The sequence below is a fragment of the Spiroplasma endosymbiont of Andrena trimmerana genome (genome assembly GCF_964019575.1).
Lineage (GTDB): Bacteria > Bacillota_I > Bacilli_A > Mycoplasmatales > VBWQ01 > Spiroplasma_E.
On sequence record NZ_OZ026455.1, the window covers coordinates 138297 to 160614 of the forward strand.

The window sequence follows — 22318 nt, forward strand, 5'->3', positions numbered from 1 at the left end:
ATTATTAAGCAACTGAAAAAGAAAAAATAAATTTTTGCTATATTTTTAATTTAAAATAACCCACTATTTAAACACTATTTTCTTTTTAAAATCTAGTTTTACTTTAAAAAATAAATTAAATTTTTAAAAACAAAGAAGAAAATTTAAAAAAATTTTAATAAAATAATATCTATAAAAACTCAAGAAATCAAAGTTTTATACATTTCTTGAGTTAAATAAATTTTAACAAATTAACAAAAAATAACAAATTTTTTTTATTTTTCTAACTTTTTATTAACTTATCTAATCCTGGAATATTTGGCATTTCTCCTTTTTTAATCTGACCAGCAATTTGATCCATAACTTTTTTAGTTTTTTCAAATTGGTTTAGCACTTTATTTAATTCTTTTTCTGAACGACCTGAGCCTTTTAATACTCTTGCTTTTCTAGTTGGATAACGTAAAATTTGTGGCTTTTCACGTTCTTGAGCAGTTGTTGAAGCAATAATATATTCTGCTATTTTTAAATCAGTTTCAGCATCACTAATTTTAGCATCACTAATTTTAGCAGACATACCAGGAATCATTTTTACAAGTGAGCCCAATTTACCCATTTTTTGAATTTGCTTCATTTGATTAACAAGGTCATTCAAATCAAATTGACCTAACATCATTCTATTCATAGTTTCTTCAACATCACGAGTTGAAACTATACTTTCGGCCTTCTCCATTAATGTAGTAAGATCACCCATTCCTAAAATACGTTCTGCCATTCTTTCTGGATAAAAAACCTCTAAATCAGTTACCTTTTCACCCATTCCTAAGAACTTAACAGGAATCTTTGTTAAATAAGAAATTGAAAGAGCTGAACCACCCTTAGCAGTACCATCTAATTTAGTGATTATACTTCCAGTAATAGGAATAGTATTATTAAACTCAATAGCAACATTAATTATATCTTGTCCTGCCATACCATCACAAACAAGTAAAACTTCTTTTGGTGAAGTAATTTTTCTTATTTCTGCTAGTTCTTGCATTAATTTTTCATCAATGTGTAATCTTCCAGCTGTATCAATTAATATTACATCAAACTTATTTTTATTAGCATATATTTGAGCATTTTTAACAATATTAGTAGGAGTTTCATTTTTTTGGGAAAAAACTTCAATATTCAATTGTTTTCCTAAAACTTTTAATTGTTCAACAGCAGCTGGACGATAAATATCTCCTGCAACTAGTAAACATTTTTTTTGATATTTATCTGTTAACAACTTTGCTAGTTTAGATATTGTTGTTGTTTTACCAGAACCTTGTAAACCAACTATCATAATAACAGTAGGATTAGTAGATAAATCTAATTCAACATTCTTAGTACCCATAATCTTTGTTAATTCATCATGAATAATTTTAATTAACATTTCTTTTTGATCTAAGCCTTCTTTAATAAATTCACCTTTTGCTTTATTAATAATTTCATTAGTTAAAGTTTTAACCACTCTAAAATTAACGTCAGCCTCTAACAAAATTAATCTAAATTCTTTAATTGTTGCTTCCATATTTTCCATGGTTAAAGTTTTTTTACTTAAATTTTTTTCTAATGTTTTTTGTACTTTTTTTGACATAATGTCAGCAAAACTCATATTTATATTCTCCTCTATTTTTAAGACTATATTATTTTAACACTAAAATAATAATGAAAAAATAAATTAAACATAAAAAAATAAATATTTGAATTAGCTAAATTGTAAAGGTAAGTGCAACTAAATTATTTTTCTATCCAAATATTCGATTGGTGAAAGATAATTTAGTATTTTTCTCGGTTTTTGATTTAAAGACAATATAAATTTATGAACTTCATTTTTATTAGTTTTTGAAAAAATAAATTTTTTAGGAAATTTTTCTCTAATTAAACCATTAGTATTTTCATTAGTACCTCTTTGTCAAGGTGAATATGGATTGGCAAAATAAATTTTTACATCTAAATTTTTTTCAAGTTGTTGTCAATTTGAAAATTCTTTGCCACGATCAAAAGTAATAGTTTTAACAATGTTTTTAGGAAGAATTGATAAATAATAACTGACATTTTTATTAATAACTTTAGTAGTTCTGTTTTTAACTAATATTGCTAAAGTAAATCGTGATACTCTTTCAACTAAAGTTATTAAACATGATTTGCTTTTACCTCGTGATGATACTATAGTATCTCCTTCTCAATGACCAAGTGTTATACGATCATTAACATTTATATCTCGTTCTTTAATTGATTTACCATTAAACTTGCCACGATTTTCTTTAGATTTTCGTTTTTTACCTTTTCTTCTTAAATTTTTACTAGTAACTTTATCAAGCATTCCAAAATAAATTCAAGTATAAATTGTTTTAAAACTAATAACTCATTCTTTATGAAAATTTTTAATTCTGCCATAAATTTGTTCAGGTGATCAACCTAATAGTAATTTTTGTTGTACATATTTTACTAAATTCTTATTTTTAAACTTATGAAAACTAATATGTGATTGTTTTCGATTTTCAGCTTTATTTTGTGCAATTAATGAAAAATAATGATTATTATCTTTATTTCTATTAATTTCTCGAATAATAGTACTAATACTTCGATTAAGATTTTTAGCTATTTCACTAATTTTAAATTTAAATTTCAATTGATTCTCAATATAAATTCTTTCATCTATGCCAAGATGTTTATAACTCATATAAAAACTCCTTACTTTTTTCTAAACTAAATTTAGCATTATGAAATTTTTATATGAGAATTTTTTGCAATTTTATTTACTTGCACTTACAAGTATAACTCAGCATTAACAAATTATATATTTTATAAAGTTAAAAAGAGAACCTAAGGGTTCTCTAAAAAATAATTAATTAATTTTTTAATTAATTAATTCTGTTGCTCTTACTTCACGAATAACAGTAATATGAATATCGCCTGGTATTGTAATCATTTGTTCTAATTTTTGTTTTAAGTTTCTTGCTAATATATGAGCATCAAAATCATTAATAACTTTAGGATCCACAATAACTCTAATTTGTCTTCCAGCCTGAACAGCATATGCTTTTTCTACGCCTTTAACAGATTTACACAAATCTTCAATTTCTTTAATTCTAGTTATAAATTCTTCTAATGAATTATTTCTTGAACCAGGTCTAGCTGCTGATAATGTATCAGCAGCTGAAACTAAAGAAGAATAAACATTATCTTTTGCAACATCACCATGATGAGAATGAATAGCATTAATAATAATATCACTTTCACCATATTTTTTTGCTAAAATCACACCATTATAAACATGTGAACCTTCTAATTCATAATCAGCAGCTTTACCAATATCATGTAATAAACCAGCACGTTTTGCAATATTAACATCTAAACCCAATTCAGCTGCCATTGCTCCTGCAAGTTTGGCAACTTCAAAGGAATGCAATAAAACATTTTGACCATAACTTGTACGATATTTTAATCTTCCAATATAAGATACTAACTCTGGTTCAAAACCAGTTAATTTTAACTCATCAATAATTTTTTTACCATCAACTTTAAAACCTTCATTTAATTCCTGCTCATGAAATCTCAAGATTTCTTCAATTCTAATTGGATGAATTCTTCCATCTTTAACTAAATCTTCTAAAGCTCTAGTTGCAATTTCTCTTCTGATCGGATTAAATGAAGAAATTTGAATTGTTTCTGGCGTATCATCAATGATAATATCTACACCTGCTGTTAACTCAAAAGATTTAATATTTCTACCCTCTTTACCAATAATTCTGCCTTTCATTTCTTCATTAGGTAACTTAACATATGATACTGACTTATCAACAATAAAATTACTTGCATAACGTTCTATTGCTTCACTAACAATATTATTGGCTAACTCTTTAGATTGAAGTTTAATATTATATTCATGATTTTTAATAATTTTATTAAATTCTAATGATAATTTTTCTTTTAATTTACTAAACAATTCATCTTTTGCTTCATTTCGACTCATACCAGAAATTTTTTCTAATTCCATAATAATTTGATCAATTTTTTGATGATATTCTAATTTAACATTTTTTACAATTTCACGTTGATGATAAAGATTTTGTGTTTGTGTTTCAATTATTTCTTCACGTTCACTTAATTTGCGTTCTCTTTTATTTAAAAGTTTCTCATATTCTAAATTTTGTTCTTTACGATATTCAATCTCTAAATACAAATCTTTTTTCATTTTACTTATTTCAATTTTTGCATCGGCTCTTGAGGATTGAATTAATTTTTGAGATTCTTTTTCTCTCTTTAAAATATTAGTAAAACTTTGTTGTTCTTTAATTTTTAAATACATTTTTCTAATTAGAAATCCAGCAATTATCCCTACTATCATTGCTAGAAAAATTGATATACCTACTCACATTCCAAACTGTTGACTACTTATATTTGATAATATAGCTAACATATTTTTTTCCATTTATATTTTTCTCCTTGCTGTAAAACACCTACAAGAAAAAGAATCCTTACACTCAAAAACTTAAATAAAATTAAAATTTTATATTTTTCTTCTTTAATATCTACACACAAATAAGTAGGATAATAATCCTACATTAATTTTAGCATGTTTTTTTTTAAAACTTGATTCGTTCCTTAATTTGTTCTAAAAGAAAAGTATTTGTTTCTAAACTTTCTTTTGCTTTTATTTTTCCTTGTCCTAATTTTACATCTTCATAAGTGTATCAGCCACCAGATTTATTAATAACTTCTTTCTCAACAGCAATTGTAATGATTTCACTAATTTTTGAAAATCCTTCTTCAAAACAAAAATCAAGACTTGCTGTTTTAAATGGTGGTGCTACTTTATTTTTTACAACTTTTATTTTTATTTTATGACCAATTATTTGATTACTTTTGATTAATTGTTCACCTTTACGTACTTCTAGTCTAATTGTACTATAAAAACGTAATGCTTTTCCTCCGGGTGTTATTTCAGGATTACCATATATAATACCAACTTTTTCTCGAATTTGATTAATAAATAAAACAATACAAATAGTTTTTGCGATACTTCCACTAATTTTTCGTAATGCTTTAGACATTAATCGCGCTTGAGCACCAATTGTTTGATCATTCATATCACCATCAAGTTCAATTTGTGGAACTAATGCTGCTACTGAATCAACAACAATCATATCTAAAGCTTCTGATTTAACAAGAATTCGAGAAATTAATAGAAATAAAGATAATAATCATTATTTTTCATTAATTGCACAAAATAAAGCTGAAAATCGAAAACAATCACATATTAGTTTTCATAAGTTTAAAAATAAGAATTTAGTAAAATATGTACAACAAAAATTACTATTAGGTTGATCACCTGAACAAATTTATGGCAGAATTAAAAATTTTCATAAAGAATGAGTTATTAGTTTTAAAACAATTTATACTTGAATTTATTTTGGAATGCTTGATAAAGTTACTAGTAAAAATTTAAGAAGAAAAGGTAAAAAACGAAAATCTAAAGAAAATCGTGGCAAGTTTAATGGTAAATCAATTAAAGAACGAGATATAAATGTTAATGATCGTATAACACTTGGTCATTGAGAAGGAGATACTATAGTATCATCACGAGGTAAAAGCAAATCATGTTTAATAACTTTAGTTGAAAGAGTATCACGATTTACTTTAGCAATATTAGTTAAAAACAGAACTACTAAAGTTATTAATAAAAATGTCAGTTATTATTTATCAATTCTTCCTAAAAACATTGTTAAAACTATTACTTTTGATCGTGGCAAAGAATTTTCAAATTGACAACAACTTGAAAAAAATTTAGATGTAAAAATTTATTTTGCCAATCCATATTCACCTTGACAAAGAGGTACTAATGAAAATACTAATGGTTTAATTAGAGAAAAATTTCCTAAAAAATTTATTTTTTCAAAAACTAATAAAAATGAAGTTCATAAATTTATATTGTCTTTAAATCAAAAACCGAGAAAAATACTAAATTATCTTTCACCAATCGAATATTTGGATAGAAAAATAATTTAGTTGCACTTACCTTTACAATTTAGCAAAATAAAAATTATTGAAAATATTATTTTGTTTCAATTTTAAATAAATCTCACTTAAAGTTTACAACTGAAAACATTACTATACAATAAACTTTCCTAGAAAGCAATTATTAATAAAATTAAATATTAAAAATTATTATTAAAATTGAAAAACAATTAAGTTATAAAAATTATTAATTTAATTATTTTAAAATAATTAAATTAACATACATTAATATTTTAAACATTTGATAAGATAGTGTAAAATAATTAGTAGTTTAGTAGTTTAGAAAAGGCTTAAAAAATGACAGTAATCAACACGTCTGTGAATCAAAAAATTTTATTAACTGGTTATAAAAAATTTTGTTATTCTTTTAGCAAAATTTTATTAGTTATTCTATTATTTCCTTTTGTTTATTTTTATTCAAAAAAATATCAAAAACAATTTTTAGAATTTTGCTTTTCTTATCAAAAAGAAGGTAAATTTAAAATAAATAACGAACAAACAGTTGATATTAATAGTTTTAATTATCATCAATATGATTGTCAAATTAAAGATCTTAATAAATATGGCTATCCAATTGATTGAAAAAAAGAAAATTATCAAGAATTTACCATTAAAAATGATAATAATCAAAACATTAGTTGTCTAACTGTCATTCAAAAAAAGAAAAGTGATAAATGAGTTATTGGCTTTCATGGTTGAACAGAAAATAAATATTTAGCATTAAGATTAGTGTCATGATTTTATGAAGAAGGATACAATATTTTAACTTTTGATAGTGTTGCTCACGGTAAAACTTATGGCCAATATAGTGACATTGGTCTTACTTGTGCTGAAAATATTAATTGTTTAATTAATTGAATAAAAGATAATTATCAAGTTAGCAGTATTGGTTTAATTGGTAATAGTATGGGTGCATCAACAATTAATTATTATTTATTTAATTATAAAGTAACCAATTTAATTAACTGGGCAATTACTGATTGTGGATTCTCTAATCTACTTGTTCAATTTCGTTACGTCATGCAATATCGTTATAAAAAACCTTGATGATTAATTAGTAATGGTTTAGCCAAAAGATATCAAAAATTTACAAATACAAATATTTTAGAATATGATTTATTAAAAAAAAGCAAAACAGGTTTTCAAGTTCCTACTTTATTAATTCACGGTAAAAAAGATAATTTTGTCCCATTTTTCATGGCTAATGTCATTCATAATTATCAAGTTAAACTCCATTATAAAAATTATGATTATTTATTTTTGGAAAATATTGATCATATTGAAACCTTACCAAATGCTTATCAAACTTACATTAATAAAATAAAAAGTTTTATCAATACATACGAAATAAAAAAATAGAGATAGGAAAAAGACATGAAATTAAAAAAGAAGTATTCGTTTTGAGTAATATTAATGATGGCAATTTCTGCCACAGTTGGATCATCAGTACTAATTTCATTTGGACAAGTAGCGTTTCAAAGTGGATTTAATCCGATTTTAATGATATGTGCCTGAATTTTAGGCGGTATTTTAATTTTGCCAGAAATGTTATTACTAGCAGAAACTGCTATTTCTTTTCCAGGAAATGGAAGTGCTTATTATTGATTAAAAAAAGCAAATTGAATGGCTTGTTCGTTTTGATTGGGATGGATTTTAGTTTTAATGGTTAGTGCTACTGCCGTTGCTTCTGCTACTTTAGCATTAGGTAATATTATTGGTACTTTAGCTCATATTACTAACCAATGGTTGATAAAATTATTTGGAATTTTAATTTTATTTGCATTAGCTATAGTCCAAATATTTATTAAAAATAGTTCTGGAAAAACACAAATTATTTTTACAATTTTAAAAGGATTACCAATTACTTTTGTTTTATTTATTGCTATGATTTATGGCAATACAGATAGCTTTAATAGTGAAATAGTTCAAAAAGATTTATCAAAAATTTTTCTTGCAACTTATGTTTTATTACCAGCAACAACAATGACACTATTTGCCTATTCAGGAATTGAAGCAATAACTTATGTTACTGAAGAAGTAGAAAATCCAAGAAAAAATGTACTTTGAGCTTTAATTGTTGCAACAGGACTAATTATCTTTTTATATTTAATACTATTAATTGCTTTGTTAACTATTAATGAACCACTTTCATGATTAGATAAAAATGATGGATTTAGTAACGTTTGATATTATGCTATTATCAATAATCCTAATATTCCTCATGTTTTAGCTTATATTTTTTTAGGACTAGCAATTTTATTATTTGTTGGTTCACTAAATGCATTTCTACTTTATCAATCACGTTTAATTTTTAAAATGAGTGAAGAAAAAGATTTGTTTAAATTTTTTCAAAAAACAACTAAAAGAACTAATATGCCATGAGCTGCTATGTTACTATTAATATTTGCTGCTTTAATTTATATTTTATGAAATCAATTGTATGAAGTAACTAATTACTTTATTATTGCTATTAGTTTTTTAAAATTAATTGTTAATTCAGTCATTATCTTTTTAAGGCGCAAACATCCAGACTACCAAAAGATTTTTAATAATTTTTGATTTTACTTTTTCATTATTATTGGTTATTTAGGAGCAATAATTGCTATTGTTGGATCATTTTTGGCAATGTATTATTATGGTACACAAAATAATAATATGTGAGCATTATGAAATTCACTAATTTTAATTGCTGTTATGTTAGCAGGATATCTTGTTTACTATATTAAAAATTATGTAGTTAAAATTGTTAACAATTTTAAAAATCAAAAAAAGATAATCAATCATAAAAAAATAATCTTATACCTTATTTACTTTCTTGTGCTAATAAAAAATTTTTAATATGAGCACCATAAAGATAATTAACAATATTCTTATTTTTATTAACAACACGATGACAAGGAACAATAATTGCTAATGGATTTTTACTTAAAGCTGAACCCACTGCCCTACTTGCTTTTGGATAACCTATCTTTTGCGCTAATTCTTGATAAGTTAAAGTTGTCCCAAATTGAATAGTACAAGTTTTACTCCATACTAATTCTTGAAAAGGAGTTCCTTTTAAAGCTATTGGTAAGTTAAAATCACTTAATTTTTTATCAAAATACATTGCTAGTTGTTTTAAGCAATTAACTACCACTATATTACTACTATCCTTAGCAACTTGACGAGTATTAACGAAGCTAACTTTTACTACTTGTTCTGCAACTACTATGATTTCAATTAAACCTATTTTAGTAGTTAAATAACCATATTTTTTCATATTTTTTATTACCCCTTTATTTTATTTAAACTATTACTTTCTTTTACAAGTTCTTGTAATATTTTATTATAAAAATTTTGTTTTAACAAATCCGAATTTTCAACAATCTTTTCAATAGATCAATCTCATCATTTTATATTTTGTAATTTTTGAACTATTTTTTTAGAAAAACGATATTTTATAATTTTAGCAGGATTACCACCAACAATAGCATAAGGAGGTACATTTTTTGTAACTACACTTTTAGCTGCAATTACTGCCCCATTACCAATAGTTACCCCTCTTAAGAGTCACATCATGACCAATTCAAACATCATTTTCTATCACTGTTGGTGATTTAATCGGAAATTTATCTAATTTATCTTTTTCTGTAACTTCTGATAAATTTAATGATTTATAAAATAATGGTAAAGGAAATGTTGAAACTGCAGAATAATTATGATTGCCACCATTCATTATAAATAAAACACCTTGTGCAATTGAACAAAATTTACCAATAATTAATTCATCATCTATCATATTTGGAAAATGATAAATTATATTTTTATTTTCAAAATCAATAGCTGCTTGTTCGCCATTAAAATCATGATAATAAGTATAATCACCAATAAAAATTTTAGGTTTAGTAATATAATTTTTTATTAAAAATATTGTTGGTATATGAGGATTAATTTTAGTATTTGGACTTATCAAAATACCTTTTTGTGCTTTATCGATCAACTTATTTTACTCCTTTATTTTTCACTTTCAATACTCAAAATTAAATCACGAAGTGAAGCTGCCTTTTCAAAATTTAAATCTTTAGCTGCTTGTAACATTTCAACTCTTAAATCAGCAATTATCTTTGTTTTAGCAGCTATTTTTGTTTTACCTTTACTTGAATTTAAAATTTTTAAATCAACATCTAATTCTCTAGTACTCACGATTTCACTCAATGGTTTTTTAACAGTAACTGGTACTATATTATGTTTTTTATTATAAGCAAGTTGAATTTCTCTTCTTCTTTGCGTTTCTTCAATTGCTTGTGTCATTGCCTCTGTCTTAATATCTCCATATAGTATAACATGACCATTAACATTTCGTGCTGCGCGACCAATAGTTTGGATTAATGATTTAGTATTACGTAAAAAACCAGATTTATCAGCATCCAAAATACAGATTAATGACACTTCTGGTACGTCTAATCCTTCACGTAATAAATTAATACCAACAATAACATCAAAAACACCTTTTCTTAAATCTAACAAAACTTTAGTACGTTCTAATGTTTTTAATTCATTATGAATATAAGCAACTTTAATTTTTTGTTCTTGAAAAAAATTTGATAATTCTTCTGCCATTCTAATTGTTAAAGTAGTAATAAATACTCTTTCATTATTTTTTGTTCGTAATTTTATTTGATTAATAATATCTTCCATTTGATTTTTAGTTGGTTTAATTTCAATTGTTGGATCTAATAAACCCGTGGGACGAATAATTTGTTGAACTGGTACATTAAAGGGTTCAACTTCATTTTTAATTAAAGATAATTCATAATCAGCAGGAGTTGCTGAAGTATAAATAACTTGCTTTAACTTATTAGAAAATTCATTAAAATTTAAAGGACGATTATCCAAAGCACTAGGTAAACGAAAGCCATATTTTACTAATGTTTCTTTTCTGCTACGATCAGTATTATACATTCCTCTAATTTGCGGTAATGTCATATGAGATTCATCAATAATTGTTAAAAAATCATCTGGAAAAAAATCAATTAAAGTATATGGTGCTGAACCCACTTCTCTATTTTCTAAATGACGAGAATAGTTTTCAATACCACTACAAATACCAAATTCTTTTAAGGATTCTAGATCGTGTTCTGTTCTTTGTTCTAATCTTTGCGCTTCTACTAACATATTATTTTTTCTTAGTTGTGCTAATGTTATTTTTAACTCTTCAGTAATTTTAATAACTGCCTGATCAACACGACTTTTACTAGTAATATAATTTTGCGCAGGAAAAATTGTAATAAAGGGAAAACGTTCTAAAACATTAGCGCCTAATGTATCAATACGTGCTATTTCTTCAATTTCATCACCAAATAAACTAATTCTTAAATAAAATTGATCATTTCAAGATGGAGCTAACTTTATTAAATCACCTTTTGCACTAAAACTACCCGGTTCTAATGTAATATCATTACGTACATATCCATTTTTAATTAGTCTTAATAATAAATCTTTTCTATTAATTTTTTGTCCTTTTCTCAATTCAAAAAAGTTATCTTTATATGCTGTTGGTTCTTGTTCACCATAAATTGCTGCTACTGATGCTACAACAATAACATCTTTACTAATAGATAAACCATTTAAAGCACTTAATCTTAACATTTCAATTTCTTGATTTTGTTTAGAATTTTTATCAATATAAGTATCGGTTTTTGGTAAATATGCCTCGGGTTGATAAAAATCAAAATATGAAACAAAATATTCAACGCGATTTTCAGGAAAAAAAGTTTTCAATTCTCCATATAATTGCATAGCTAATGTTTTATTATGTACTAAAATTAAAGTTGGTTTTTGCACTTGCACAATAACATTGGCCATTGTAAAAGTTTTACCCGTACCAGTGGCTCCTAATAATACTTGGTATTTAATATTATTTTTAATAGCTACTACTAATTTTCTAATTGCTTCAGGTTGATCACCTGTTGGTTTATAAGGCGCTTTTAATTTAAACATAACTTTATATTCCTTTAAAACATTCTATATACAATACCATATTATTTTAAATAAAATAATAATAAAACTTTTATATAATCAAGTATATAGGGGCTTTGCCCCTCGTTGCTTCGCAACTCACCCCAGTGGCGTAAACGCCACAGCCAACCAACCAAGGTTCTGGTTGGCTTCGACCAATAATATAGGTTTACTCTATTTTAACATCTTTCTTATTTTTCTTAGAATATTTATTTCTATAATAACAAGTACGGCATACAGTATTTTGAGTTTCTTTCTTTTCAGTTTGTAATATATTATCCAACTTATCTAATCCTACTGCTCTAATATCATCAACAGTAAAATCTAATGCTTGTGATTGTTCATAGTCTTTAACAGTACTTAATTCACTCTTTAAAGAATGAATATAATTTAAAGCACGACTATTATATCTTTGTAAATAAGACCTAGGAAATCATAAACTAAAAGTCATAGTTTCACCACTATAACTAGGTGGTAATCCACCACGTTTAATTATTCGCTTTGTTTGTCTTTTAGATAATACAACTTTATTATAATCATCAACATTAGTATAAATATTTAGTTTAAACTTAACTAAAAATAACAAAATACGCATTCTTTTAACTTGCACAATATATTCCACTTTTTCACGTGCTTGTTTTGGTATTCTATCGGGGTGTTGTTCAATCATATACATAATTCCATTAAAATTATGACCTATTAATTTACAAAACATTCCTAAACTTTCTTGTGTTTCTTTAAATTCGGGCGACAAATCATTACTATTAATTTTCAAACCTAACTCATCTAAAACAACCATATCACACTCTTTAAAAGCATAATTACTATTTAATTGATTAAATTTAAAAACATCATCATAAGAACAGCGATAACTATATTCATTACGAACTTTAATAGGAATAGGACTTACTACCCTACCCTTATGTTTTTGTGCTAAACAACAAGCAAGAGCAGATTTACCAGTACGTGGTGGTGCTGAAATAATATAACTACCTACACGTTGTAATATCTTTATATTTTTTCTAGTTATTAAAAATGGATAAAGTATTATTAATAATATAACTCCTAAAAGTAAATAACCATATCAAGGCATTATTTAACCACCTTACTTTTATTTTTAAACTTATTTTTAATTCAAAAACAAAAATCTACAAAATATGAACTTAAAATAAAAGGAAAAATAAAATCAAAAAAGAAAATTAAAATTTTTGAACCAAAACTAGCATTTTCAAAAAATAACTTTAATTTATCTACATCAAAATCAAAAAATAACGCAGTAAACGATGATATTAAAAAACAAAAAATAACTCCACTACAAATTTCAAATAAATCTTTCTTTTTCATAATAAACTCCTAACCAACTAAAAATCCAACTGCTTTTAAAAATACTCATAAAGTTAAAACTTGTTCTAAACCACTAGTAAAATCAACATTTAAAATAGAACTAATAGTATCATCAAAAATACGTCTCAATAATCCATCAAGTTTAGTAAAAAATTCTCTTAATGGTTCAACTGGTAAAACTTTACCAACAACACCATAAAGTACTCATCTAAAAGCATTACGCAAATGACCAAAAACATCATATCAACTAACACGCTCATACTCAGGGTTAAAAGGACTATTTGGCGGAACTGGTGTTACTTTCTCACTTGAAAAAATATTAATTTGACCAAATGAAACCTCTGGTGGAATAGTTAAATTTGTAGTTCCATGAATATCAAAAAATACAGTTAAATGTCTTAAATTTGGAACACGAACCGGCATAGTAACAAAATTATACAAATCTTGCATATAAACATCATTACCAATCTTTCCTTTAAAAACATATTTTGTATCACCAACATAATCTAAAAAACTAAAAGAAAAATCACCAGTAAATGTAGAAAAAGCCTCATAATTAAAATAAAACATAAAACCTTGAATATAAAAACTTAAAGGTTTATCAATTTCAAAATTTAATTCAAAACGTAAATTTAAAGGTTTAACTCAATGATTTACATTATGAATAAGAAGTCGATTTTTTTTACCATATTTAATAAAATTATGATTGAACATAATACGGGAAATATCATCTAACTGATATCTCCTAAAAGAATAAACACCAGTTCCAGTATTAAGTGTTGTCTTTTTAACACCTACAACATCACTTTGATATTCAAAATCCAAATCATTATCTACACCACCTATAATTTCACCACTAACTAATTTTAAATCCGGTTGGTCAATGTCAAAATAAGCAGAATTTCATGGAATAGTTGCTCAATCATTAAAATCATTATACTTAACGTGTTTAATCATTTCTTTTTTAATATCATAATTAACAACATTAGGGTCATTTGAAACAATTAAAGAAGTTGGTGCTTGAACAGAAGTATTTACAACAAAAAACAATTTAGCAAATTTAAATCACATAATTATTTACCAAACAAACATTTTAAAATTCACCATGAACCATAAAACAAAACAAATCCAATAAAAAACTGTGTTCCATAAACTACTAAATTTCATAAAATAGTAGTAAAATCATCAACTGGATTACCTATAAACATAGTTCAATAATCAACTATACATTGATGTATTTTATTGTAAATTTCTAAAACACTCATACTTAACACCTACCCAAACAATGACCTAAAAACAAATTTAATAACACGATAAATAAAATTAAAAAATACACCTAATACCAATCAAAAAGTCAAATTAAACAAAATATAAACTTCATCAGTAATATTAGTTTGATTTAAAAATATACCAATATCATTACTAGAAAATATAAAAATAAAATGCAATATACTAATAACAAATTAGACATAATTAATCACCAATACCAAAGTCACGAGTTGAACTACCAGTAAACTTATTACCGCCAGCACCACCTTTAAACTTACCTTGTTGTTTATTTCTTGTTTTTACTTTTTCAACGCGTCTTTGATAACTCTTAGCAATTTGTTGACCAGTACCAACACCCAAAGAAACAGAACTTTTACCAATGAACTTAACAGCATATCCTAAACCTAATGTTGGTAACATTAATTCGGGTAAAATAACCCTAAATGCAAATCTAAGCAAAATCAAAAATATCATTAACGTACCTAAATTAAAACCTAAATCACCAAGTGGAAAACTAAAAAACTTCATAAAAATTGAAGCAAATAATTGCATAACAGTTGTAATAAAAGGTATAAACATAATTTCACATCCTAATGTCTTGTAAATCTAAATAATCCTAAAATTAAATAAAATACAAAACTAACATTTATTAAAGCAAGAATAGGCAAAGGTAAAGTGTATAAACTATCATAAAAAAACGACTTAATAAAAAGTGTCACAGTATGTAATCCAGCAAAAGAACTTAAATACTGCATATAAATAGTTTGTACCAAAGTATTAACAACTGGTAAAAGTCTACCCAATAATGGTAAAACAAAAACCAAACTAAAAAATAACTTTACCATTTGCTTACTCCTTTCTAATTACTAATGAGTTCCATGGATAATATGACCAACAAACTGCTTAATAAATACAAGAACCATAAATACAATTGAAATTAACACTGGTCAATTTGTAAGTGTTCCACCATCACCAGTAGTAAATACTCAACCAAAAATATAAGTAAAAGCATTTAATAATTGTTGTCCTACACCACCTATCATGGTTAATAATGCTGATAGTCCAGCGGGCATATTAATCACTCCCTTTCTCTAATTCTTTTTGTTGTTTTTCCATTTCTAATTTACGTTTCTTCTTTTCAAAATCTTTACGACAAAAAATACAATCAGGCTCACTATCATTCTCCTTTACATGTTTTCTATGTTTATATTTTTCTATACCTTCACGTATTCAATTTCTACAAAATCAAAGAATTAAACAAAAACCACCAATATATAACACATATTTTATAATTTCTTTCATATCCATTATTTATCACTTCCTTTTTTTCTTTTTTTTTTAAAATCAATTAAACTAAATAACTCATAAAAAATTACTAAAACAAAAAGTAAAATATTAATGCCTAAATCTAAACCAATAAAAAAATCAAAATTACCATTTATAATATTATGTATTTCAGCAACAGTTCAAACCATAGAAAAAAACCAACAATAAAACAAAAAAACATGAAATTTAGGAGTGTCATACCACTTTTTTTTAATTTCTTTATTTTCCATTATTAAACACCACCTAATGTATAAGCATAAGAATAATCCCAATTTAAACTTGCTCTATCTAAATTAATCTCCGACATATTATCATCATTTAAATCAACATCAACCATACTGTCATTTGTACTTTGATAATCACTAACACTAGCATTAATTAATTTTGCTCTTTCATCTGTAAATATTTCTTGTAATTCACTGTTATTATGTGTACTTCCCAATGGCAATAATAAAGTATTAATAATCTCACTTGCACCGGCAATAATCGTAGGAATAGCAAAATAATTATTAAAATTATTATTAATACCCATAGCAACACCACTACTAATCAAACATCCACCAGTACCCATATTTGCTATCTTTCTTATATTTTGAAATCTATTAGGGATTAACTCAGTTAAACCACTAATAACATTTGCTATACCAAAACTATTTAAAGATATATAAGTATCTCAATCTACAAAAGGAACATCAATTATCGGTTTAACAGTTGTAAATGGTGGATACGTTGTTTTAGGTGGTTCAGTAGGACATGGTGGTCAAAAACAAGGTTCATCTCTTAATAAAGAAACTAACTTATCTACATACTGAACAAACTTAGCATAATTAATTAAACCAATAGTTCCTAAACCTAAAAATATCTTTTTATAACTATTAATAACTTTATTTCTAGTAGTTAGTCTTTGATTAATATTCCATATATCAATTCCTAACTTTTTACTAAATAACAAAGAATTAATAGAACCTAATACTGGGTCTTTTAAATATTGACCATAATAAGCACTAACTCCAACCATAGCACTTAATGGACTTAATCCAATTCTTAAAATTTTAGTTAAAGTATAATTACTAGTTTGTTCTAACTCATTAGGCATAAATAAAACTCCTTACTTTATTAATAAGGAGCTTATATATGAATTATAATCTAATCCATTAGGGGCTTAAAATGAAAAATATATAATCCATATATAAGCCCCTTATTTAATTTTTATTTTATACATTATTTTCATTCAGTAATATCTACAATAGTACCGGATAAATCCAAAACTAAATTATAATAATTACCAACTTTTAAATTTAATTTATGTAAATATTTTGAAAAATCATTAACAACTGTTGGATTATACCATTTGTCTCTTACTTTACCAGTAGGTATATTTGTTTGTTTATTAATTTCCAAAAAAGTTAAAACATCAAAATTTAAAAACTTACCTTGATTATTTTTATCGGGTATCATTTTATCTTTTTCAATATTAACTAATTGAGTTTTAAACATAAAAATTGCCAATCCTTTCTATAAATTTTAATAAAAAAAATAATAGATTAAATTAAAAATATTATAAATACAAAATTAATTTAATAAATAAAAAGTTTTTAATATTAATATTTAACTATTCCTCGCATGGAACTGTTACCAATTCAAATAAGTAAAATATTATTTAAAAACTAATCTAAAACAATATAAACTTATAAATTAATAATATCAAATATTATAAAAAAATCAATAAATATAAAAATGAAAAAGTAAGTAATATTTTATTCCATGCGAGTAAAATAAACATTACTTACTATAATAAAAGTATAACAAAAACAAAATAAAATACAAATATAGTATATATTTTACTGTCAATATCGAGTGAAAATTTCCCAAAAATATTTATCAAAAAAAATAAAAAAGAAGTAAAATTTAACAAATAAAAGTTGCTTTGTTTTGAAAGTAAATATTTTTATATTTACTTTCAAAGGAGAACAAAATTATGAAATATTTTAGTCCAAGTTATTGATTTAAATTGTGAGTATTAACTGCTCCACTTTTAAATAATAAAATACAAGGTATTAATGGTAAGTCAATTGATAATTCAAATATTAAAAATTGAGTTAGAAAAAATACGACTAGTTTAGATTTAGTAAATCAACAATTAAATTTTGCAAGTAATAATCAAACAGATTTTATTATTAACAACCCAACAACAAATAGCAAAATAAATATGAATAAACATCGTCATGAAAAACACAGAAATCGATTAAAAAGAACATTAAATGGTAAAAACGAAATAAGGGGTAGTTGAGGTAAAGTAACTTGTTCATTTACACCAAAAACTTTTGAAGGAATAATAGCTGATTATCATTATTGAAAAGATAATCCTGCATGAGAACTTGGCGAAAAATTTAAAGAGGATATGATGCAACGATATAATTCTAATGATATTTCAATTACTGCAATTTTTCCATGAACATGAAAAGAAATACAACAAGTAGGTAAAACAATTTGAGATAATTTTTCAAAAATTGAAAAAGTATATACAGATAGTTCTAGAAAAGAACGTATAGAAATTGTACTTTATGAAAAACCATTTAATTGATTTGATTTTGAATCAGTAAGAATAATAACAGAAGATGAGAAATATTATCCAAATAATCGTCTTGATAATTTAGAAAATGATTTTCCAGATTGAAATAAAGATATAAAAATTAATTTAGGAAAAATTAATCATAACGTTGATAACGAAATTAAAAGTGCCATAAAGAAAAAATATCATAATTTTAAATTATCAGAAGTTTATTTATTGGATAAATCTAATTACTCACACTTTATTGGCTATTTTGAAAAAAAATAATTGTTGGTACTTTTAGTCCCTATTCTTATGGTTTGACAAAACCAACTTTTACCTATGTAACACAAGATAAATTTAATGAAATTTCAAATATTATAGCAAATGATTCAAAAGTTAAACAATGATTTGCACATATAAATGAATGAAATTCTACTTTACCACAAGCAATCAATAATTCTAAAACATTTAATCCTCAAGCATTATATAATTGAAAAAGACAAGAAAAAGAAATAATAAAAGGTTATATAAGAGATTGAAGTTATATTTCAACTTTAATTGAACATGAATTAAACAAAAATATTCAAGGAATCAAAGCAGATTTTGAAACTTTAAAAAAACAAGTTAATGAACTTGACAACAGACTTCTAAATCTAGAAAATAAATCAAATTTAAATTGTGAAAACACATTAACTATTGTTAATGGTGCTTTAAATACTATTCCCATAATTGGTAATGTTGTTGGTGGTATTACAACAATGGCTTCTGGTGCTTGTGCTATTGGTGGTGTATAATTTTATTTTTTATATCTTTAAAATCAATTTTAAGGCATCAAATTTGCTGCTCGACAAACGATTTAAAATTTTATATAGTTAAGTATTCACAAAAATAATCTTTTATAAAAAGAATTTTATCTAATTTTAATTTGGTATTATTAGTATCCATATCTTCAAGGATGGTTTTTATTTGGTATATAAACCTTTTTAGTTTTTATCAACTCTTCTTTGATAATTGGTTTTGGTGCTATTTCTTTTAATTCATATATTTGATGATTATAACTAAGATATAACTCATTAATAAACGATTTAAGTACAATTACATCAGTTCTAGGTTGTATGTATTGAACTTTGCTATTTTTATAAGGAAAATACTTTTTACCATAATATGTTATAGTTGAACCACTATCCGTTTTTCTTTTAGAAAATCTTGAAAGATAAATATTTATTTCTTCTTGGTTTGGAGCTTTAATCATAGCAGATTTATTATTATCAATAGGTAAGGCAAATTGCTTATTAAAAATACTTATATATATTTTAAGAAATTGATTAGCTTCTTCTAAATTTTTAATTTTATTAAGTCTAAGTTCACTAATTAAGCGACTTTGAAGTGTTCCAAATAAGCGTTCGATTCTACCCTTAGCTTGTGGAATGGAAGTTCTAATAATTTCAACACCTAAATCATTACAAGACTTTTGGAATTGAGTATAAGTATCATTTTCCGTGTTTATTTTGCCAGCATCGATTTGTTTTTTATATCCAAAAACTGTTCTATTATCAGTATAAAATGTTTTTGGTATGCCATATTTAGTTAAAATTTGATAAAAAACATTATAATAACCATCTAATGTTTCTTGATGATCAAATCATAGTCCGACAATATTTCCTGTAGCATCATCAATTGCAGCATGTAAAAAAGCTTTTGGTTTATCCTTACCAAATCAATGATGATTACTTGCATCCATTTGAATTAATTCACCAAAATTTGTTCTTCGGTTTCTTGTAGGATGCAAGTTATTTTTCTTATTTTTATGTCTTTTTGGTGAAGTAATTTTTTCTTTAATTAATATAGTATAAAGTGTACTATATGAAATTTTAATTTTTTCTTCATTGTTTAATTTCTCATGGAAATGTTGAAAATTAAAATTATAATATTTGGTTTTATATAAATTTATAATCTTAATTTTGATTTCAAAATTTGTTGTTTTATTAGAAATTTTATTTCGGGATTTATGAATAAAACCAACTTTACCTTCTCTATTGAAAATTTGAATTAATTGGTTAATTCTTCTAATAGTTAGGTTAAGTTTATTCTTAGCTTGATGTTTAGATAATTTATTAATAATAATGTCATTTATAATATTAAACTTATATTTTTCTTTCATAGTCATGCTTCTTTCCATATTTATCACCAAGTATATTTAACTTTACTTTTGGGAAATTTTCACTCGATAACTAATAGGAAATTATCACTAAATAATGACAAATAGTATTATTTTACTGTCAATATCGAGTGAAAATTTCCCAAAAATATTTATCAAAAAAAATAAAAAAGAAGTAAAATTTAACAAATAAAAGTTGCTTTGTTTTGAAAGTAAATATTTTTATATTTACTTTCAAAGGAGAACAAAATTATGAAATATTTTAGTCCAAGTTATTGATTTAAATTGTGAGTATTAACTGCTCCACTTTTAAATAATAAAATACAAGGTATTAATGGTAAGTCAATTGATAATTCAAATATTAAAAATTGAGTTAGAAAAAATACGACTAGTTTAGATTTAGTAAATCAACAATTAAATTTTGCAAGTAATAATCAAACAGATTTTATTATTAACAACCCAACAACAAATAGCAAAATAAATATGAATAAACATCGTCATGAAAAACACAGAAATCGATTAAAAAGAACATTAAATGGTAAAAACGAAATAAGGGGTAGTTGAGGTAAAGTAACTTGTTCATTTACACCAAAAACTTTTGAAGGAATAATAGCTGATTATCATTATTGAAAAGATAATCCTGCATGAGAACTTGGCGAAAAATTTAAAGAGGATATGATGCAACGATATAATTCTAATGATATTTCAATTACTGCAATTTTTCCATGAACATGAAAAGAAATACAACAAGTAGGTAAAACAATTTGAGATAATAACAGAAGATGAGAAATATTATCCAAATAATCGTCTTGATAATTTAGAAAATGATTTTCCAGATTGAAATAAAGATATAAAAATTAATTTAGGAAAAATTAATCATAACGTTGATAACGAAATTAAAAGTGCCATAAAGAAAAAATATCATAATTTTAAATTATCAGAAGTTTATTTATTGGATAAATCTAATTACTCACACTTTATTGGCTATTTTGAAAAAAAATAATTGTTGGTACTTTTAGTCCCTATTCTTATGGTTTGACAAAACCAACTTTTACCTATGTAACACAAGATAAATTTAATGAAATTTCAAATATTATAGCAAATGATTCAAAAGTTAAACAATGATTTGCACATATAAATGAATGAAATTCTACTTTACCACAAGCAATCAATAATTCTAAAACATTTAATCCTCAAGCATTATATAATTGAAAAAGACAAGAAAAAGAAATAATAAAAGGTTATATAAGAGATTGAAGTTATATTTCAACTTTAATTGAACATGAATTAAACAAAAATATTCAAGGAATCAAAGCAGATTTTGAAACTTTAAAAAAACAAGTTAATGAACTTGACAACAGACTTCTAAATCTAGAAAATAAATCAAATTTAAATTGTGAAAACACATTAACTATTGTTAATGGTGCTTTAAATACTATTCCCATAATTGGTAATGTTGTTGGTGGTATTACAACAATGGCTTCTGGTGCTTGTGCTATTGGTGGTGTATAATTTTATTTTTTATATCTTTAAAATCAATTTTAAGGCATCAAATTTGCTGCTCGACAAACGATTTAAAATTTTATATAGTTAAGTATTCACAAAAATAATCTTTTATAAAAAGAATTTTATCTAATTTTAAT

At 24.6% G+C, this 22318-nt stretch carries 26 protein-coding genes and 1 pseudogene; 7 read left to right on the forward strand and 20 right to left on the reverse strand.

The features are described 5' to 3' along the window. Positions 1-262: 262 nt before the first annotated feature. From ffh to AACL03_RS00930, 4 genes are all read right to left on the reverse strand, one after another. Complete coding sequence (gene ffh, locus AACL03_RS00915; protein ID WP_252320142.1) at positions 263-1618, reverse strand: signal recognition particle protein; 1356 nt, start codon at positions 1616-1618, stop codon at positions 263-265. Positions 1619-1738: 120 nt separating this feature from the next. Next, positions 1739-2689, reverse strand: coding sequence for an IS30 family transposase (locus AACL03_RS00920; RefSeq protein WP_339038665.1), 951 nt, complete (start codon positions 2687-2689; stop codon positions 1739-1741). Positions 2690-2866: 177 nt separating this feature from the next. Then, positions 2867-4441, reverse strand: a complete 1575-nt coding sequence (gene rny / locus AACL03_RS00925) for a ribonuclease Y (RefSeq protein WP_252320144.1) — start codon at positions 4439-4441, stop codon at positions 2867-2869. 154 nt (positions 4442-4595) lie between these two features. Continuing rightward, positions 4596-5213, reverse strand: a complete 618-nt coding sequence (locus AACL03_RS00930; protein WP_339040158.1) for a recombinase RecA — start codon at positions 5211-5213, stop codon at positions 4596-4598. On the opposite strand from AACL03_RS00930, the gene AACL03_RS00935 reads away from it, so the two are divergent. The 3 genes from AACL03_RS00935 to AACL03_RS00945 all read left to right on the forward strand — a co-directional run bounded on the left by AACL03_RS00935 (position 5191) and on the right by AACL03_RS00945 (position 8865). Continuing rightward, on the forward strand, positions 5191-6018 hold the full coding sequence (locus AACL03_RS00935; protein ID WP_339040159.1) for an IS30 family transposase: 828 nt from the start codon (positions 5191-5193) through the stop codon (positions 6016-6018). The two genes, AACL03_RS00930 and AACL03_RS00935, sit on opposite strands and share 23 nt — an antisense overlap. A 306-nt stretch (positions 6019-6324) precedes the next feature. Beyond that, positions 6325-7386: an alpha/beta hydrolase gene (locus tag AACL03_RS00940; protein ID WP_339038818.1), complete on the forward strand. Its 1062-nt coding sequence runs from the start codon at positions 6325-6327 to the stop codon at positions 7384-7386. Positions 7387-7401: 15 nt separating this feature from the next. Beyond that, the gene (locus tag AACL03_RS00945; protein WP_339038820.1) at positions 7402-8865 is read left to right on the forward strand and encodes an APC family permease; all 1464 of its coding nucleotides are present in this window, start codon (positions 7402-7404) and stop codon (positions 8863-8865) included. Here the strand turns inward: AACL03_RS00945 and AACL03_RS00950 are convergent. The 15 genes and pseudogenes from AACL03_RS00950 to AACL03_RS01025 form a co-directional block, all read right to left on the reverse strand. Beyond that, positions 8831-9286, reverse strand: coding sequence for a methylated-DNA--[protein]-cysteine S-methyltransferase (locus AACL03_RS00950; RefSeq protein ID WP_174481403.1), 456 nt, complete (start codon positions 9284-9286; stop codon positions 8831-8833). The genes AACL03_RS00945 and AACL03_RS00950 overlap by 35 nt on opposite strands. Positions 9287-9294: 8 nt before the next feature. Beyond that, positions 9295-10006: pseudogene (locus AACL03_RS09955) on the reverse strand (CatB-related O-acetyltransferase). A 14-nt stretch (positions 10007-10020) separates the two neighbouring features. Next, positions 10021-12006 carry an excinuclease ABC subunit UvrB gene (uvrB, locus tag AACL03_RS00965; protein ID WP_339038826.1) on the reverse strand — a complete coding sequence of 662 codons (1986 nt, stop codon included), beginning with the start codon at positions 12004-12006 and terminating at the stop codon, positions 10021-10023. Between the two features lie 24 nt (positions 12007-12030). Next, positions 12031-12183, reverse strand: coding sequence for a hypothetical protein (locus tag AACL03_RS00970; RefSeq protein WP_339038827.1), 153 nt, complete (start codon positions 12181-12183; stop codon positions 12031-12033). Between the two features lie 10 nt (positions 12184-12193). Further along, complete coding sequence (locus tag AACL03_RS00975; protein WP_339038682.1) at positions 12194-13117, reverse strand: hypothetical protein; 924 nt, start codon at positions 13115-13117, stop codon at positions 12194-12196. Beyond that, positions 13117-13368, reverse strand: coding sequence for a hypothetical protein (locus tag AACL03_RS00980; RefSeq protein ID WP_339038828.1), 252 nt, complete (start codon positions 13366-13368; stop codon positions 13117-13119). The genes AACL03_RS00975 and AACL03_RS00980 overlap by 1 nt, the downstream gene beginning before the upstream one ends. A gap of 9 nt (positions 13369-13377) precedes the next feature. Then, positions 13378-14439 carry a hypothetical protein gene (locus tag AACL03_RS00985; RefSeq protein ID WP_339038830.1) on the reverse strand — a complete coding sequence of 354 codons (1062 nt, stop codon included), beginning with the start codon at positions 14437-14439 and terminating at the stop codon, positions 13378-13380. Between the two features lie 2 nt (positions 14440-14441). Further along, the gene (locus tag AACL03_RS00990; protein ID WP_174479934.1) at positions 14442-14633 is read right to left on the reverse strand and encodes a hypothetical protein; all 192 of its coding nucleotides are present in this window, start codon (positions 14631-14633) and stop codon (positions 14442-14444) included. 208 nt (positions 14634-14841) lie between these two features. Beyond that, entirely contained in the window at positions 14842-15216 is a 375-nt protein-coding gene (locus AACL03_RS00995) for a hypothetical protein (RefSeq protein ID WP_338960394.1), read from the reverse strand. A gap of 11 nt (positions 15217-15227) precedes the next feature. Continuing rightward, complete coding sequence (locus AACL03_RS01000; RefSeq protein ID WP_174480864.1) at positions 15228-15482, reverse strand: hypothetical protein; 255 nt, start codon at positions 15480-15482, stop codon at positions 15228-15230. A 21-nt stretch (positions 15483-15503) separates the two neighbouring features. Continuing rightward, the gene (locus AACL03_RS01005) at positions 15504-15710 is read right to left on the reverse strand and encodes a hypothetical protein (protein ID WP_174480862.1); all 207 of its coding nucleotides are present in this window, start codon (positions 15708-15710) and stop codon (positions 15504-15506) included. A gap of 1 nt (position 15711) precedes the next feature. Further along, entirely contained in the window at positions 15712-15945 is a 234-nt protein-coding gene (locus AACL03_RS01010) for a hypothetical protein (RefSeq protein ID WP_339038831.1), read from the reverse strand. After that, a complete protein-coding gene (locus AACL03_RS01015) occupies positions 15945-16193 on the reverse strand; it encodes a hypothetical protein (RefSeq protein WP_339038833.1) in 249 nt (82 codons plus the stop codon). The genes AACL03_RS01010 and AACL03_RS01015 overlap by 1 nt, the downstream gene beginning before the upstream one ends. Before the next feature lie 2 nt (positions 16194-16195). Continuing rightward, a complete protein-coding gene (locus AACL03_RS01020; protein ID WP_339038693.1) occupies positions 16196-17059 on the reverse strand; it encodes a hypothetical protein in 864 nt (287 codons plus the stop codon). Positions 17060-17184: 125 nt separating this feature from the next. Next, entirely contained in the window at positions 17185-17460 is a 276-nt protein-coding gene (locus tag AACL03_RS01025; protein ID WP_338974505.1) for a hypothetical protein, read from the reverse strand. A gap of 481 nt (positions 17461-17941) precedes the next feature. Between AACL03_RS01025 and AACL03_RS01030 the strand changes: the two genes are divergently transcribed. Beyond that, positions 17942-18802 (forward strand): hypothetical protein, encoded by an 861-nt coding sequence (locus AACL03_RS01030; protein ID WP_339038780.1) that lies wholly within the window; start codon positions 17942-17944, stop codon positions 18800-18802. A gap of 32 nt (positions 18803-18834) precedes the next feature. Beyond that, positions 18835-19311, forward strand: coding sequence for a hypothetical protein (locus AACL03_RS01035; protein ID WP_339038835.1), 477 nt, complete (start codon positions 18835-18837; stop codon positions 19309-19311). Positions 19312-19451: 140 nt separating this feature from the next. Here the strand turns inward: AACL03_RS01035 and AACL03_RS01040 are convergent, their stop codons facing one another. Then, positions 19452-20696, reverse strand: a complete 1245-nt coding sequence (locus tag AACL03_RS01040) for an ISNCY family transposase (protein ID WP_339038837.1) — start codon at positions 20694-20696, stop codon at positions 19452-19454. 231 nt (positions 20697-20927) lie between these two features. On the opposite strand from AACL03_RS01040, the gene AACL03_RS01045 reads away from it, so the two are divergent. After that, a complete protein-coding gene (locus AACL03_RS01045; RefSeq protein ID WP_339038839.1) occupies positions 20928-21479 on the forward strand; it encodes a hypothetical protein in 552 nt (183 codons plus the stop codon). Positions 21480-21710: 231 nt separating this feature from the next. Beyond that, positions 21711-22187 carry a hypothetical protein gene (locus AACL03_RS01050; RefSeq protein WP_339038835.1) on the forward strand — a complete coding sequence of 159 codons (477 nt, stop codon included), beginning with the start codon at positions 21711-21713 and terminating at the stop codon, positions 22185-22187. The last annotated feature ends 131 nt before the right edge of the window (positions 22188-22318 follow it).